Genomic DNA, 15,483 nt, shown 5'->3' on the forward strand with positions numbered 1-15,483 from the left:
AGCTGCTCGCCGATCAGCCGCACCGAACGTCACACCAGCTGCTCGCCGATCAGCAGCACCGCCCCCAGCGCCGACACCCCGATCGCGGCCCAGCGCAGCCGGCGGGCGTCCATGAAGCGGTTCACGTAACGCGAGAGCGCGTAGCCGATGACCGGCGCGGGGGCGAGCACGGCAGAGGTCAGGAGCGTGTGCGCCCCGATGGCGCCCGTGGACGCGAGCGTCGCGACGGAGAGCACCGAGCCGATGAGGAAGAACCCGCTCATGGTGCCGCGCAGCACGGGGGCGTCCTTGCCCTGCCAGACCAGGGCCATCGGCGGACCGCCGATCGAGGTCGCGGTGCCGAGGAGCCCCGACGCGGACCCGGCGAGGACCAGGACAGGACGGTGCGGCTGCGGGGCCCAGCCGAAGCAGGTCAGGACGACGCCCAGGAGCACCACGCCGGACAGCATCAGGGCGAGGCCCTGCGGCGGGAGCGCGGCCACGAGCAGCGCTCCCGCGACGGTGCCGGGCACCCGGCCGACCAGCGCCCAGCCGGTGCCCCGCAGATCGATGTGCTGCCGCTCCGCCACCGTCACGAGGAGGGTGAGCACGCCCGCCTGAATGATCAGCGTTCCCGGTACGAGGGACGGGTCGACGACGGCGACCACCGGCGCGGCGAGCATCCCCATGCCGAAGCCGATGGACGCCTGGAGACAGGAGGCGATCACCACCGCGACCGCGACGACCAGATAGCCGGTGAGCGTCACAGACCGTCGCCACCCGCGGCCACCAGGCCGGAGGTGTCCTCCAGCGGATGGAAGCAGGCCGCCGTGTGCCCCGGGTCCCGGGCGTCGACGGCCGGGTCGGGCGCGGCCGAGGCGCACGCGTCGGTCGCCTTCCAGCAGCGGGTCCGGAAGCGGCAGCCGGACGGCGGCGAGAGCGGGGAGGGCAACTCGCCCTGGAGGACGATCTGTTCGCGGCGTGCGTCGGCGTCGAGCGACGGCGCGGCCGACATCAGCGCCGAACTGTACGGGTGCAGGGCGCGGCCGAAGACGGACTCCGTGTCGCCCTGTTCCACGATGCCGCCCAGGTACATCACCATCACGCGGTCCGCGACGTGCCGGACCACCGACAGGTCGTGGGAGATGAAGAGATAGCTGACGCCGAGCTGGCGTTGCAGGTCGTTGAGGAGGTTGAGCACCTGGGCCTGCACGGACAGGTCGAGCGCGGAGACCGGCTCGTCGCAGATGATCACGTCGGGGGAGAGGGCGAGCGCGCGGGCGATGCCGATGCGCTGACGCTGGCCGCCGGAGAACTCCTGCGGATAGCGGTGCTCGTCGCCCTTGCGCAGCCCGACGAGGTCGAGCAACTCCCGTACGCGGGCTGCACGTTCACCGGCCGTGCGGTGCAGGGACTTGTGGGTGCGCCATGGTTCACCGATGATCTCGCCGGCCGTCATCCGGGCGTTGAGCGAGGCGAACGGGTCCTGGAAGACCATCTGCACCCGGCGCCGCCACGCCAGCAGCTCCGCCCCCTTGAGTGCGAACGGGTCCACGCCGCCGAAGCGGACGCTGCCGCCGTCGGGCCGCTCCAGCATGAGCAGCGTCCGGGCGAGCGTGGACTTGCCGCAGCCCGACTCCCCGACGAGGCCGAGGGTCTCGCCGCGCCGCAGATCGAAGGAGATGCCGTTCAGGGCGCGCAGGCGGCGCCCCTTGCCGGCGCCCTGGACCTGGAACGTCTTGGTGAGCTCGCGTACTTGGAGAAGCGGGTTGTCGCTCATCGGGTCACCTCGTCGGAGAAGTGGCAGGCGGCCGTGCGGCCCGGCGCGACCTCGGCCGGTTCGGGGCGCCGCGCACGGCACAGGTCGCGCACCAGCGGGCAGCGGTCCTGGTAGACACAGCCGGACGGGATCGAGTGCAGGTCCGGCGGGGCGCCACCGATGGACCGCAGCTCCTCACCGCGCGCGGCGTGCACCGGCACCGAGTCCAACAGGCCCTTCGTGTACGGGTGTTGGGGCGCCCCGAACACCTCGCGTACGGGGCCCGACTCGACGACCGTGCCCGCGTACATCACCACGACCTCGTCGGCCTGCTCGGAGACCAGGGCCAGGTCGTGGGTGATCAGTACGACGCTCATGTCCCGCTCTGAGCGCAGGTCCCGCAGCAGCTGCATGATCTGCGCCTGCACGGTCACGTCGAGCGCGGTCGTCGGCTCGTCGGCGAGGAGTACGGAGGGGGAGAGGGCGACCGCGATGGCGATCAGGAGGCGCTGGCGCATACCGCCGGAGAACTGGTGCGGATAGGCGTCCACCCGGCTCTCCGGCTCCGGGATGCCGACCCGCGCCATCAGCTCGACCGCTTCCTTGCGGGCCTGCTTGCGGGACATCCCGCGGTGGATCCGGAACGGCTCGGCGAGCTGGGTGCCCACCGTGTAGACCGGGTTGAGGGCGGTGAGCGCGTCCTGGAAGACGATGGCGAGTTCAGGGCCTGCGAGCGCGCGCCGGGTCCGCTCGTCGGCCGCGACCAGATCGGTGCCGTCGAGCAGCACCCGGCCCTCGCTCACCTCGGCGGCCGGGTCGAGCAGCGACACGATGGCCTGCGCGGTCATCGACTTGCCGCAGCCGGACTCGCCGAGCAGGGCGAGCGTCCGGCCGCGCCGGGCGCTGAAGGTGACCTTGTCGACGGCCCGTACGGTGCCGTGCGGGGTGCGGATGTCGACGCTGAGGCCGTCGACTTCGAGGGCGGTACGCGTGGCGGTCGCGGTCACGACTGGACCTCCTGGGGAGCCGGGGCGGTGCGGGCGGCGCGGCCCGCGCGGCGCCGCGCCTTGCGGGGCAGCGCGAGGCGCCAGCGCTGCGCGGGGTCGGTGGCGAGCCGCGCCCAGGAGGCGAGCACGGTCGCGGAGACCGTCGTGATGACGATGGCGAGCCCGGGGAAGAAGGTCAGCCACCACGCGCTCTGCAGATACGTCCGCCCCTGCGACACCATCAACCCCCAGCTCACATCGGGCGGTTGGATGCCGATGCCGAGGAAGCTCAGCGAGGACTCCGCGAGCATCACGTAACAGAATTCGAGCGTGGCGAGGGTCAACAGCGTCGGCAGCACGATCGGGAACACGTGCCGGCGGATGATCGCCCCGCTGGACGTGCCGAAGGTGCGCGCCGCGTCCACGAACAGGCGGCTCTGCAGCTCGGAGGATTCCGACCGGGCGGTGCGCAGATAGACCGGGAGCCGGGTGACGGTCAGCACCAGGACGAGGTTGGCGATGCTCGGCGAGAAGACGTACAGCACGACGACCGCCATGAGCAGCGAAGGGAAGCTCATGATGACGTCGGCGACGCGCATCGCGACCGTCTCCCTGCGGCCGCGGTGGTAGCCGGCCCACATGCCGATCAGCGAGCCGACGGCCAGCGCGAGCAGCACCGCGGGCACGGCCACGCTGAACGTGGTGCGGGCGGCGACGACCAGCCGGGCCAGCACACTCTGGCCGAGCGGATCGGTGCCGAGGATCCCCAGCCAGCCGTGGTCGAGGGAGAACGGCGCCTGGTTGGCGTTCGCCAGGTCCTGATCCGTGGCGGCGGAACCGAGCAGCGGCGGGCCGAGGACCGCGGTGAGCGCGATCAGGACGAGCAGCACGGCCGCCACGGTGGCGACCCGGTCGCGCAACAGCATGCGCCACAGGGGGACTTGGCTGCCGCGGGGCGCGGAGGCGCCTTTCGTAGGAACCGGGTTGTCGGACGCGGAGTCCACCGGCTTGTCGGTCGAGATACTCACGGCGTCCTCCTCAGGCCGTCGCCGTCTCGCGCACGCGCGCGTCGAGCAGCGCGTAGCAGACGTCGATGACGATGTTGAGCGCGAAGATGGTGATCGCGGTGATCAGCACCGCGGCCTGAAGCACCGCGAAGTCGCGGCCCAGGATGGAGTCGATCATCAGCTTCCCGATGCCCGGCCAGCCGAAGATCGTCTCCACCACCACGGCCCCGTTGACCAGCGAGACGGCGAGGTCGCCCGCCACGGTGAGCGCGGGCGCGGCGGCGTTGCGCAGCGCGTGATGGCTGACCACGCGGACGCTGCCGGCCCCCTTGCTGCGCGCGAGGCGCACGTACGGGGCGGAGAGCGCGGAGATCATCGCGCCGCGCACCACCTGGGTGAGCACGCCGAGCGGCCGGATCAGGAGCGTCGCCACCGGCAGCACCCACGAGAGCATGCCGTCGGTGACGCCCGAGGTGGGCAGCACGCCGAGCGTGACGGAGAAGATCCATACGCCGGTGATCGCGAACCAGAAGTCGGGGACGCTCGCGGCGGTCATGGACAGGAACGAAGAGACGCGGTCGGCAAGGGAGTTGGGGCGGTAGGCGGCCCAGCTTCCGATGATCACCGCGCCGACGACGGCGATCAGCATGGTCGCGAAGGCGAGCTGCAACGTGGCGGGGAAGGCCCGTAGCGCCATCGTCGCCGCGGACTCGCCGGTGCGCAGCGACTCACCGAAGTCGAGCTGGAAGACGCCGCCGAAGTAGTCGGCGATCTGCTGCCAGATCGAGTCGTCGAACCCGTTGCGGGCGGCGAAGGCGGCGCGCTGGGCCGGGGTGGCGGATTCGGGCAGGTACAAGGACGACGGATCGCCGGTGAGCCGCGCGAGGACGAAGACCCCGAGGAGCACCGCGAGCAGCGGCAGGATGCTGGTCAGCGTGCGACGGCGGAGGAACTGGAACATCGCTGTCCCTTGGTCGGAGGACGGGGAGCGGGCGGGCCTTCTGGCCGTGGAGGGCGGGTGAGTCCGGGCAAATCCAGCCCCGCCGGCGTTTGAGGCGCGGGGTCCGGGGCGGAGCCCCGTGGGGTGGGCGGCAACCTGCGCAGGGGCGCGCGCCCCACCCCCGGTCAATCGGAGCGCGTGAACTCGGCGAGGCGCATCTCGTCGCCCGTCGCAGAGTTGGGCCGGTAACGAACCCCTTCCGCGAGCGAGACGATCCCGTACATGTGCGCCACGTAGGCGTACTGCGTGACCTCGGTCGGTTCCGCGGCGAAGACCCCCGCCAGCGCCCGCTGCCTCGCGTCACCGGTGAGCGCCTCCGCCGCGCGGATCTTCCGGTCGAAGACAGCCGTGCCACCGGAGCTCTGGAACCCCTTGCTCAGCAGGTACTGATCCATGGAGAAGGCCGCGTCACCGGCCTGGTTCCCGTGCTGGATGAGCAGCAGATACGGGCCCGTGTTCTTGGGGAAGGGCCGCTCCTGGAACTCCGTGCTGCCCGCCGTGTCCTTCATCTGGATCTTGACGTTGAGCCCGATCCCCGCCAGCTCGTTCTGTATGACCTGCACGGTCTCGTCGACCTTCGGGAACAGCGCGGTCCGGCTGATCAGCCGGATCTGCTTCCCGACATCGACCCCGTCGGCCTTCGCCTGCGCCAGCAGCTTCCGCGCCTTGGCGAGGTCGGTCGGCCAGGGCTTCAGCCCTTTGTCGTACCCGGTGATCCCGGAGGGCACGAGCTGGGACGCGACCTTGGCGTCGCCCCGGTAGAGGGAGTCGACGATGCTCTTGCGGTCGATCGCGTAGTTGATCGCCTTGCGCACCCGCTCGTCGTTCAGCGGCGCCTCGCCGAGCTGCATGCGCAGCGCGGTGGTCTCGTTGTTCGGATACGTGACCGCGGTGTCGCCCGCCCCGTCCTGCGGGCCGAGCGAAGTGGCCACGTCCGCCTCGCCGTTGGTGACCATGGCGGCGCGGACGCTGCCTTCGGGGCGCCATTGGTAGAGGGCCTTGCGGTAGTCGGGAGCCTTGCCCCAGTACTTCTTGTTCGCCGCGAGGGAGAGCCGCAGGCCCGGCTCCCAGTCGGCGATCCGGTACGGCCCCGTGCCGATGGGTTCGCGCACCTTCTTCTTCGCGTCGGTGGACGTCGGCACCATCTCGATGAAGGAGAGCCGCAGCGGCAGGATCGGGTCCGCCTCGGGGGTCGTCACCTTCAGCGTGTGGTCGTCGGGCGTCGACAGCTTCACGTCCATGTCCCCGAAGACGTAGCCCTCGACATTGCAGCCGAGCTTCGAGTTGACCGCGCGGTCGATGGAGTACGCGGCGTCCTTCGCGTCGAACCGCGAACCGTCGCTGAACCGGACGCCCTCGCGGACGGTGTACGTCCACTGGGTGTCGGAGGTGCGGTTCCAGGCGGTCGCGAGCTTCGGCCGAAGCTCGCCCGAGTGCGGGTCGCGCTCGGTCAGCGGCTCGGTGATGTTGGAGCGCACCACCACGCCGGTGGAGGTCAGCGAGGACTCGCAGGGTTCGAGGGTGGGCGGCTCCTCCGGCAGTACGACGCGCAGCGTGTCCTTGCCCGCCGTCACCGACGCGCTGTTGGCCACGGTGCAGGCGCTTGCGGCGAGCGTGCAGACGACCGCCAGAGCGAGAGCCCGACCGGGGATGGGAACAGGGGGCATGGGGCTTCCTCCACCGTGACAGGCGCGAGCATGTCCACGGATGTAGACGCCGTTTCGATTTGTGGACGCACGGTAAGTGGGGGTTCTCGGGCACGTCAATAGGTCGCGCAGGCGCGGAAGTTGGACGCGCCCTACACGTTCCCTATGTGTGCGCCGGAGAGGAGGCGTACTCATATGTAGACGCCATTCCTATCCATGATCGACGTCTGCTAGCTTGCGGCCAGCCGGCCTCATCCGCCCGACGACCCTGGAGCTGCCCCATGGCCCGTTTCTCGCCCGATGATCTGCGCCGCGTCCTGGGCTCCGGCCTGCTGTCCTTCCCCGTCACCCACACCACGCCCGACCACACCTTCGACGAGCCGGCCTACCGCGCGCACCTCCAACGTCTGGCCGGGTACGACGTGGCGGGCCTCTTCGCCCCGGGCGGCACCGGCGAGTTCTTCTCGCTCAGCCACACCGACGTCGACGCGGTGCTGCGGGCGACCGTCGCCGAGGCGCATGACGCGCTGCCGGTCATCGGGGCGGCCGGATACGGCACGGCGACCGCGGTGGAGATGGCCCGGCGGGCGGAGGAGGGCGGGGCCGACGGCCTCCTGCTGCTGCCGCCCTACCTCACCGAGGTCGGACAGGAGGGGCTCTACGACCACGTGGCGCGGGTCTGCGCGGCCACGTCCCTCGGCGTGATCGTGTACCACCGGGCCAACGCCCGCTTCAAGGCGGCGACCGTCGACCGGCTCGTCGCCCGGTTCCCCAACTTCATCGGGTTCAAGGACGGCGTCTGCGACATCGACCTCATGGCCCGGCTGCACGCCGAGCACGACGGGCGGCTCGTCCTCATCGGCGGCCTCCCGACGGCCGAGACCTACGCCCTGCCGTACCTCGAACTCGGCGCCACCACCTACTCGTCGGCCATCTTCAACTTCGCCCCGCAGTGGGCCTGCGACTTCTACGCGGCCGTGCGCGCCCACGACAAGGCGCAGGTCTACGACCGGCTGCGCGAGTTCGTCCTGCCGTACATCGCCATCCGCGACCGGCAGCCCGGCTACGCGGTGTCGATCGTGAAGGCCGGCCTCACCGTCTCCGGCCACGGCGCAGGCCCGGTGCGCCCGCCGCTCACCGACCTCACCGAGGCCGAGCACGCCGAACTCGCCGCGCTCGTCAAGAAAGTGATCTGAACCGGCCCGGGACCATGAACCCGGACCATGAACCGGCCCCTGACCACGAGCCGGTCCAGGAAGGAGTCCCCGCATGACCACGTCCACCGCCTCCGTCGGCCGCGTCCTCGCCGTCGGCTCGCTCAAGCCCTCGCTCGCCCGGACGCTGAGCACCACGTACGACGCTCTCGTCCTTCCGAAGGAAGGACCCGAACGCGACAGTTTCCTCGCGGAGTACGGGGGTGAGGTCGGCGTCGTCGTCACCTCCGGCCGCGCGGGCGTCGGCACCGAACTCATGGCCGCACTCCCGCGCCTCGGCGCCGTCGTCAACTTCGGGGTCGGCTACGACACCACCGACGTCGCCCTCGCCCTGGAACGCGGCATCGTGGTCAGCAACACCCCCGACGTGCTCACCGACTGCGTCGCCGACACCGCGCTCGGGCTGACGCTCGACGTGCTGCGGGGGCTCTCCGCCGCCGACCGCTACGTACGGGCCGGCCGCTGGCCGAGTGAGGGCGCCGTCCCGCTGGCCCGCCGGGTCAGCGGCGCCCGGATCGGCGTGCTCGGACTCGGCCGGATCGGGCGGGCCATCGCCACCCGGTTCGCCGCCATGGGCTGCCCGATCAGCTACCACAGCCGCCGCGAGGTGCCCGGCGTCGACTACACGTACGCCGCCTCGCCCGCGGAACTGGCCGCCTCCGTCGACGTGTTGGTGGTCGCCACCTCCGGCGGCGCAGCCACCAGCGGGCTCGTCTCCCGAGAGGTCCTGGAGGCGCTCGGCCCCGAGGGCTACCTCGTCAACATCGCGCGCGGCAGCGTGGTCGACGAGGAGGCGCTCGTCGACCTCCTGACCACCGGCGGCCTCGCGGGCGCGGGACTCGACGTCTTCGCCGCCGAACCGCACGTGCCGGAGCCGCTGCTCGCCCTGGACAACGTGGTCCTCACGCCGCACCTGGCCAGCGGCACCGTCCAGACCCGCGACGAGATGGAACGGCTGACCCTGGACAACCTGACCGCGTACCTGGCGCACGGGAAGCTGGTGACACCGGTGCCCGAGATGGGCTGAGGCGCGCTTCGGGGCTGCCCTCGGACTCGTTTCAGGGCTGCCCCGGGCCTCGTTTCAGGGCCGCTCCGAGACTCGTTTCAGGGCAGTGTTCGGCCATTGTCAGTGGCGTGGTGTGCAATGGATCTCGTGCCCGCGCTTGAAGAACCACTGAAGAAGGTGCTCGGCCCCGCCACCGCGAAGGTGATGGCCGAGCATCTAGGCCTGCACACGGTCGGCGACCTGCTCCACCACTACCCGCGCAGATACGCGGAGCGGGGCGAGCTCACCCGCCTCGCGGACCTGCCGCTCGACGAGCACGTGACGGTCGTCGCGCAGGTCGCCACCGCCCGCATCCTGAAGTTCAACGGCGGCAGGGGCCAGCGCCTCGAAGTCACCATCACCGACGGCAGCGGCGAGCTCCAACTCGTCTTCTTCGGCCGCGGCATCCACAAGCCGCACAAGGACCTGCTGCCCGGTACGCGCGCGATGTTCGCCGGCAAGGCCTCGGTCTTCAACCGGAAGATGCAACTGGCGCACCCCGCCTACCAGTTGCTCAACGCCGAGTCCTCCGACGAGGCCGCGGAGGCGGTCGGCTCGTGGGCCGGGGCCCTGCTGCCGATCTACCCGGCCACGGCCAAGCTGGAGTCCTGGAAGATCGCCAAGGCCGTCGACCTGGTGCTGCCCAGCGCGCGCGAGGCCGAGGACCCGCTGCCCGAGTCGCTGCGCGAGGGCCGCGGCCTCGCCCCGCTGCCCGAGGCCCTGCTCAAGATCCACCGGCCGCAGACGAAGGACGACGTCGCCGGAGCCCGGGACCGCCTCAAGTGGGACGAGGCGTTCGTCCTTCAAGTGGCCCTCGCCCGGCGCCGCTTCGCGGAGACCCAGCTGACCGCGGTCCCACGCGTACCGAAGCCGGACGGCCTGCTGACGGCTTTCGACGCGAAGCTCCCCTTCACACTCACCGACGGCCAGCAGAAGGTCTCCAAGGAGATCTTCGACGACCTGGCCACCGAGCACCCGATGCACCGGCTGCTCCAGGGAGAGGTGGGTTCGGGTAAGACCATGGTCGCGCTGCGCGCCATGCTCGCCGTCGTCGACGCGGGCGGTCAGGCAGCGATGCTCGCGCCCACCGAAGTCCTCGCCCAGCAGCACCACCGGTCCATCACCGAGATGATGGGCGAGCTGGCGCAGGGCGGGATGCTGGGCGGGGCCGAGCACGCCACCAAGGTCGTCCTGCTCACCGGCTCGATGGGCATGGCCGCCCGCCGCCAGGCCCTGCTCGATCTGGCCACGGCCGAGGCCGGCGTCGTCATCGGTACGCACGCGCTGATCGAGGACAAGGTGCAGTTCGACGATCTGGGCCTGGTCGTCGTGGACGAGCAGCACCGCTTCGGCGTGGAACAGCGCGACGCCCTGCGCTCGAAGGGCAAGCAACCGCCGCACCTCCTGGTCATGACGGCGACGCCGATTCCGCGCACGGTCGCGATGACCGTCTTCGGCGACCTGGAGACGTCCGTCCTCGACCAGCTCCCGGCCGGCCGCTCGCCGATCGCCAGCCATGTCGTACCGGCGGCCGACAAGCCGCACTTCCTGGCCCGCGCGTGGGAGCGCGTACGCGAGGAAGTGAGCAACGGTCATCAGGCGTACGTCGTCTGCCCGCGCATCGGTGACGACGAGGACGAGAAGCCCAAGAAGGGCGCCGCCAAGAAGCAGTCCGCCGAGGACGAGGCGGAGAAGCGGCCGCCGCTCGCCGTGCTCGACGTCGCGGAGGAGCTGGCGCGCGGTCCGCTCCAGGGCCTCAAGGTCGAGGTCCTGCACGGGCGCATGCAGCCCGACGACAAGGACGCCGTGATGCGTCGCTTCGCCGCGGGGGAGACGGACGTCCTGGTGGCGACGACCGTCATCGAGGTCGGGGTGAACGTGCCGAACGCGACGGCGATGGTGATCATGGACGCCGACCGGTTCGGTGTCTCGCAGCTCCACCAGTTGCGCGGCCGCGTCGGCCGTGGGTCGGCGGCGGGGCTGTGCCTGCTGGTCACCGAGATGCCGGAGGCCGCCCCCGCGCGCGCCCGCCTCGGCGCCGTCGCCGCCACGCTCGACGGCTTCGAGCTCTCCCGCATCGACCTCGAACAGCGCCGCGAGGGCGACGTCCTCGGCCAGGCCCAGTCCGGCGTCCGCTCGTCCCTGCGGATGCTCGCCGTGATCGAGGACGAGGAGATCATCGCGGAGGCGCGCGAGGAGGCGACGAAGGTGGTTTCGGCAGACCCGGAACTGGAGGCCTTGCCGGCCCTACGGGTGGCGCTGGACGCCCTCCTCGACGAGGAACGCGAACAGTACCTGGACAAGGGCTGACCCGTGCCGGGTCTGGGCCCCACGCCCTGCTCGCGCAGCACCGGGCTCCCACCGTGCCGTGGTCGGCGCCTCCGTCCTGGCTACGCCGCACCGGGGTGCCGCCGTGCCGTGGCCGGCGCCTACCGTCCGGGGTGCGCGGCACCGGGATCCCACCGTGCGGTGGTCGGCGTATCCCGTCCGGGGTGCGCGGCACTGTGCCGGGGTGGGCGCCCTCGCGCCCGGCGCACGGCGTCGGTTCCTGTCCGGCTGTGCCGGTGCCCGGTCATCTCCCTCCCGCCCGCCCCCTCCGGGGGCTTCGGCCCGTCCCGGGTCCGGGTCGCTGTGCCGGGGCAGGGCCCGTCGTGAGGGGTGCGCTGCACCGGGTCTTGGGGCTTGGCCGGGGTGGACGCCCTTGCGTTCAGCGTGCGGCACCGGTCCTTGTCCGGCTGCGTCGGGGTGGGCGCGCTTGCGCTCGGCGCACGGCACCGGCCCCTGTCCGGCTGCGTCGGTGCCCGGTCATCTCCCTCCCGCCCGCCCCCTCCGGGGGCTTCGGCCCGTCCCGAGCCCAGGTCGCTGTGCCGGGGCAGGGCCCGTCGTGAGGGGTGCGCGGCACCGGGGGCCGCCTTGCCCACCCTGCCGCCCCAGGCGGCAGATTGCCCAAGGCGTGTGCGGCCGATCGCAACGGGTGGGGAGCCGTGCCTGCGGCGGATTGCCCAAGGCGGTGGCGGCCGACCGCGACGGGTGGGGAACTGTGCCAGGCGGCGGATTGCCCAGGCGCGTGCGGTCGACCGCAGCGGGTGTAGAGCCGTGGCCGTCGCCGGTTCACCCAAGGCGGTGGCGCCCCTCGCCGTCCCGGCGGGGAGCCGTGCCTGCCGATGGATCACCCACGGCGATGGCGGTGCCCCGTCGGGCCGACACTCCCGGAGGGGGCGGGTGGGTGGGAGCCGGGCGATCGCCTGCGGGCAGGACAATTCGAGCCCGGCGGCGGGTGGGCATTTTCAGCCCCGCTCTGGGACGGGAGCCCGCGGGGCCCGGGGCAGAGCCCCGATCTTTAAGCCCGGATGGCGTTTGGGGCCCGGGGCCCGGGCTGAAAACCTGATCTCTTCAGCCCCGCCGGCGTTTGAGGCGTGGGGTCCGGGGCGGAGCCCCGAGGCCGTCACGCCGGTTCGGCAATATCAGCCCCGCCGGCGATTGAGGCGCGGGGTCCGGGGCGGAGCCCCGTGGCGTAGGGACGGTCGGCCCCCGCCGCCCGGCAGGCGCGAGGTGTCGGCGTGCTGACAAACTGGACCCGCACCAGTCACACGGAAGACAAGGACGTAGCGCGATGACCCGCGTGATCGCCGGCACCGCCGGCGGACGCCGCCTCGCCGTGCCCCCGGGCACCGGCACCCGGCCCACCTCCGACCGAGCACGCGAGGCCCTCTTCTCCACCTGGCAGGCGCTCCTCGGCGGCAGCCTCGACGGAACCCGCGTCGCCGACCTGTACGCGGGCTCCGGCGCCGTCGCCCTGGAGGCCCTCTCCCGCGGCGCCGCCCACGCACTCCTCGTCGAGGCCGACACCCGCGCCGCCCGCACGATCCGCGAGAACATCCGCGCGATCGGCCTGCCGGGAGCCGAGGCACGTACCGGAAAAGCGGAGCAAATCGTCGCGGGCCCGCCCCCAACTGCCCCCTACGACCTGGTCTTTCTCGACCCCCCTTACGCCGTCTCCGACGACGATCTTCGCGAGATTCTGCTCACACTCCGCACGCGGGGCTGGCTCGCGGACGAAGCGCTCGTCACCGTGGAACGCAGCACCAGAGGCGGCGAATTCCGGTGGCCGGACGGCTTCGATGGCCTGAGGTCCCGTCGCTACGGCGAGGGCACGTTTTGGTACGGTCGCGCCGCCTTGAACACCACCCTCACGTGCGACGACGCACGATGACCGGACCGGAGAGCGAGGGACTTCCCGTGCGCCGCGCAGTCTGTCCGGGGTCGTTCGACCCCATCACCAACGGCCACCTCGACATCATTGCCCGAGCCTCCAAGCTCTACGACGTCGTGCACGTCGCGGTGATGATCAACCAGTCCAAGAAGGGACTGTTCGAGGTCGAGGAGCGGATCGAGCTGATCCGCGAGGTCACGGCCGAGTTCGGCAACGTGGAGGTGGAGGCCTTCCACGGCCTCCTCGTCGACTTCTGCAAGCAGCGAGACATTCCGGCCATCGTCAAGGGCCTGCGCGCCGTCAGCGACTTCGACTACGAGCTGCAGATGGCCCAGATGAACATCGGCCTGTCCGGCGTGGAGACCCTCTTCGTCCCCACCAACCCGACGTACAGCTTCCTGTCGTCCTCCCTGGTCAAGGAGGTCGCGGCCTGGGGTGGCGACGTCTCGCACCTGGTTCCCGAGCAGGTCAACCAGGCATTGGCGGAGCGCCTTCCCAAGAAGTGACGCGCACGCGCACGTTGGGCTTACAGTCGTCTCGTCCGTCTCCAACACCCCAGCCTTACCGGCGTCTAGACGAGAGAGTGGCGAGCACACGGTGGACGTGCAGAAGAAGCTCGACGACATCGTCGGCACGGTCGGCGGCGCGCGCTCGATGCCGATGTCGGCCTCGTGCGTGATCAACCGCGCCGACCTGCTGGCGATGCTCGAAGAGGTGCGCCAGGCGCTGCCCGGCTCCCTCGCCCAGGCCCAGGAGCTCATCGGCGGCCGCGAGCAGATGGTCGAGCAGGCCCACGCGGAGGCCGAGCGCATCATCGAGGGCGCGCGGGCCGAGCGGGGCACCCTGATCGCCGACACGGAGATCGCCCAGCGCGCCCAGGCCGAGGCCGACCGGATCCTCGCCGAGGCCCGCCAGGAGGCCGAGGAGGTCCGCGCGGAGGCCGACGACTACGTCGACTCCAAGCTGGCCAACTTCGAGGTCGTCCTCAACAAGACGCTCGGCTCGGTCGGCCGCGGCCGCGAAAAGCTGCTCGGCACCGGACCCGGCGTCGACGAGGCGGGCTACGAGGACGAGGACGCCCCCGAGCGCAGCCACGACCCGGAGACGCTGCGGCGGGACGCCGACGCGTATGTGGACACCAAGCTCGGCGCCTTCGAGGCGGTGCTCGCCAAGACCCTGGACGCCGTCGGCAAGGGCCGGCAGAAGCTGCACGGCCGCATCGCCAGCGACGACCTCGGCACGCTGGGCGTGGACACCGAGGGGCAGCCGCACACCAGCGACGCCGACTACCTCGCGGGCCTCGCCGAGATCGGCGGCGCCCAGACCCAGCAGCCGGCCGCCCCGCAGCCCCCGCACATGCCGGCGCCCCCGCAGGTGCCCCAGATCCCGGCCCAGGCCCCGGAGCCCGTGTACGCGCAGCAGGGCCAGGATCCGTACGGCGGCTACCAGCAGCAGCCCTACGGCCAGCAGGACGCCTACGGCACCTACCAGCAGGACCCGTACGCGGCGTACCAGCAGGACCCGTACGCGTACCAGCAGCACCAGCAGGAACTGCAGCAGCACCAGCCGCAGCAGGCCCAGGACGGCGCGCTCGACGAGACGAGTCTCTTCGACACGAGCATGATCAGCCTGGAGCAGATGCGGCAGTACGAGCAGGGGCGCTGAGCCGGTCCCAGGGGCAGATTGGGCCGTGAGCGAAAGGTCCAGTACCCTGGTTCTTCGGTCGCGCGTAGCACGTGCGTTCCGAGCTGCCCGGAAATTTTCGGGGCGGCAACCCCCACATGAGCTTCGAAGAACGAAAGCAGGACCAGCCCTGAACACCCACCTCGACCACCGCAACCCGTTCGTGTTCGATACGCACGAGCTGGGTCGGCGTCCTGGTGCCATGCAGCGGCTGTCCCGCACGATCGACGCTCCCAAGGAGTTCGGCCTCCTGGGAGTCATCGAGGTGCCGGAAGGCGCCCCGGTGGAGCTCGACCTCCGCCTGGAGTCGGTCATGGAAGGGGTGCTTGTCACAGGCACCGCCCGTGCATCGGCCAAGGGGGAGTGCGTAAGGTGTCTGGAGCCGCTCGTTCAAGAGGTCGACGCGGACTTCCAGGAGATGTTCTCGTACCCTGACGCCGACGACCGGGGCCGCGTAAAAGCGGAACCGGCCGACGACGCCGAGGAAGACGAGGACAGGCTCTTTCTCGAGGACGGCCTGTTCGACCTCGAGCCGGTGCTGCGTGATGCGGTGGTGCTCGCACTGCCGATGCAGCCGGTGTGCCAGGAAGACTGTGAAGGTCTGTGCTCCGAGTGCGGAGTGCGGCTTTCGGACGAGCCGGGCCACCACCACGACGCCGTCGACATCCGTTGGGCGGCATTGCAGGGACTCGCTGAATCCATCCAGGACGGCGAGAAGGACGAGATGAGCGGCGCCGAAGCGCAAGCGGGCGTCGACGAGAAGCAGGAGAAGTAGCCGTGGCTGTTCCGAAGCGGAAGATGTCGCGCAGCAACACGCGCCACCGCCGGTCGCAGTGGAAGGCTGCGGTCCCCACCCTGGTTTCGTGTGAGCGTTGCCAGGAGCCCAAGCTGCAGCACATCGCGTGCCCGGCTTGCGGCACCTACAACAAGCGCCAGGTCCTCGAGGTCTGA

General features: G+C 71.2%; 14 protein-coding genes. 8 read left to right on the forward strand and 6 right to left on the reverse strand.

What is annotated here, in order from left to right:
• Window positions 1-29: 29 nt before the first annotated feature.
• The 6 genes from OG746_RS12675 to OG746_RS12700 all read right to left on the reverse strand — a co-directional run bounded on the left by OG746_RS12675 (window position 30) and on the right by OG746_RS12700 (window position 6,398).
• Window positions 30-746, reverse strand: a complete 717-nt coding sequence (locus tag OG746_RS12675) for a sulfite exporter TauE/SafE family protein (RefSeq protein ID WP_266714533.1) — start codon at window positions 744-746, stop codon at window positions 30-32.
• Window positions 743-1,759: an ABC transporter ATP-binding protein gene (locus OG746_RS12680; RefSeq protein WP_266714534.1), complete on the reverse strand. Its 1,017-nt coding sequence runs from the start codon at window positions 1,757-1,759 to the stop codon at window positions 743-745. Before OG746_RS12680 ends, OG746_RS12675 begins: the two co-directional genes overlap by 4 nt.
• Window positions 1,756-2,745 (reverse strand): ABC transporter ATP-binding protein, encoded by a 990-nt coding sequence (locus tag OG746_RS12685; protein ID WP_266714535.1) that lies wholly within the window; start codon window positions 2,743-2,745, stop codon window positions 1,756-1,758. Before OG746_RS12685 ends, OG746_RS12680 begins: the two co-directional genes overlap by 4 nt.
• On the reverse strand, window positions 2,742-3,752 hold the full coding sequence (locus tag OG746_RS12690; RefSeq protein ID WP_266714536.1) for an ABC transporter permease: 1,011 nt from the start codon (window positions 3,750-3,752) through the stop codon (window positions 2,742-2,744). The genes OG746_RS12685 and OG746_RS12690 overlap by 4 nt, the downstream gene beginning before the upstream one ends.
• Window positions 3,753-3,762: 10 nt before the next feature.
• Complete coding sequence (locus OG746_RS12695; protein ID WP_266714538.1) at window positions 3,763-4,692, reverse strand: ABC transporter permease; 930 nt, start codon at window positions 4,690-4,692, stop codon at window positions 3,763-3,765.
• Between the two features lie 164 nt (window positions 4,693-4,856).
• Window positions 4,857-6,398, reverse strand: a complete 1,542-nt coding sequence (locus OG746_RS12700) for an ABC transporter substrate-binding protein (RefSeq protein ID WP_266714540.1) — start codon at window positions 6,396-6,398, stop codon at window positions 4,857-4,859.
• Window positions 6,399-6,658: 260 nt separating this feature from the next.
• Here OG746_RS12700 and kdgD point away from each other — a divergent pair, with 260 nt between their 5' ends.
• The 8 genes from kdgD to rpmF all read left to right on the forward strand — a co-directional run bounded on the left by kdgD (window position 6,659) and on the right by rpmF (window position 15,483).
• The gene (gene kdgD / locus OG746_RS12705; protein ID WP_266714542.1) at window positions 6,659-7,573 is read left to right on the forward strand and encodes a 5-dehydro-4-deoxyglucarate dehydratase; all 915 of its coding nucleotides are present in this window, start codon (window positions 6,659-6,661) and stop codon (window positions 7,571-7,573) included.
• A 73-nt stretch (window positions 7,574-7,646) separates the two neighbouring features.
• Window positions 7,647-8,618 (forward strand): 2-hydroxyacid dehydrogenase, encoded by a 972-nt coding sequence (locus tag OG746_RS12710; protein WP_266714544.1) that lies wholly within the window; start codon window positions 7,647-7,649, stop codon window positions 8,616-8,618.
• 117 nt (window positions 8,619-8,735) lie between these two features.
• A complete protein-coding gene (gene recG / locus OG746_RS12715; protein WP_266714546.1) occupies window positions 8,736-10,946 on the forward strand; it encodes an ATP-dependent DNA helicase RecG in 2,211 nt (736 codons plus the stop codon).
• A 1,303-nt stretch (window positions 10,947-12,249) separates the two neighbouring features.
• Entirely contained in the window at window positions 12,250-12,849 is a 600-nt protein-coding gene (rsmD, locus tag OG746_RS12720) for a 16S rRNA (guanine(966)-N(2))-methyltransferase RsmD (RefSeq protein WP_266714548.1), read from the forward strand.
• Window positions 12,850-12,875: 26 nt separating this feature from the next.
• Window positions 12,876-13,355, forward strand: coding sequence for a pantetheine-phosphate adenylyltransferase (gene coaD / locus OG746_RS12725; RefSeq protein ID WP_266714550.1), 480 nt, complete (start codon window positions 12,876-12,878; stop codon window positions 13,353-13,355).
• A gap of 91 nt (window positions 13,356-13,446) precedes the next feature.
• Window positions 13,447-14,514: a F0F1 ATP synthase subunit B gene (locus OG746_RS12730; protein ID WP_266714552.1), complete on the forward strand. Its 1,068-nt coding sequence runs from the start codon at window positions 13,447-13,449 to the stop codon at window positions 14,512-14,514.
• Window positions 14,515-14,662: 148 nt separating this feature from the next.
• Window positions 14,663-15,307 carry a YceD family protein gene (locus OG746_RS12735; protein WP_266718907.1) on the forward strand — a complete coding sequence of 215 codons (645 nt, stop codon included), beginning with the start codon at window positions 14,663-14,665 and terminating at the stop codon, window positions 15,305-15,307.
• Between the two features lie 2 nt (window positions 15,308-15,309).
• Window positions 15,310-15,483 carry a 50S ribosomal protein L32 gene (gene rpmF / locus OG746_RS12740; RefSeq protein ID WP_030361955.1) on the forward strand — a complete coding sequence of 58 codons (174 nt, stop codon included), beginning with the start codon at window positions 15,310-15,312 and terminating at the stop codon, window positions 15,481-15,483.

The organism is Streptomyces sp. NBC_01016, from assembly GCF_026341035.1.
GTDB lineage: Bacteria > Actinomycetota > Actinomycetes > Streptomycetales > Streptomycetaceae > Streptomyces.

Bases quoted from the DNA above. Each gene is read 5' to 3' on its own strand.
- OG746_RS12680 (WP_266714534.1), bottom strand. From the start codon at position 1,759: ATGAGCGACAACCCGCTTCTCCAAGTACGCGAGCTCACCAAGACGTTC.
- OG746_RS12695 (WP_266714538.1), bottom strand. From the start codon at position 4,692: ATGTTCCAGTTCCTCCGCCGTCGCACGCTGACCAGCATCCTGCCGCTG.
- OG746_RS12700 (WP_266714540.1), bottom strand. From the start codon at position 6,398: ATGCCCCCTGTTCCCATCCCCGGTCGGGCTCTCGCTCTGGCGGTCGTC.
- kdgD (WP_266714542.1), top strand. From the start codon at position 6,659: ATGGCCCGTTTCTCGCCCGATGATCTGCGCCGCGTCCTGGGCTCCGGC.
- OG746_RS12710 (WP_266714544.1), top strand. From the start codon at position 7,647: ATGACCACGTCCACCGCCTCCGTCGGCCGCGTCCTCGCCGTCGGCTCG.
- recG (WP_266714546.1), top strand. From the start codon at position 8,736: ATGGATCTCGTGCCCGCGCTTGAAGAACCACTGAAGAAGGTGCTCGGC.
- rsmD (WP_266714548.1), top strand. From the start codon at position 12,250: ATGACCCGCGTGATCGCCGGCACCGCCGGCGGACGCCGCCTCGCCGTG.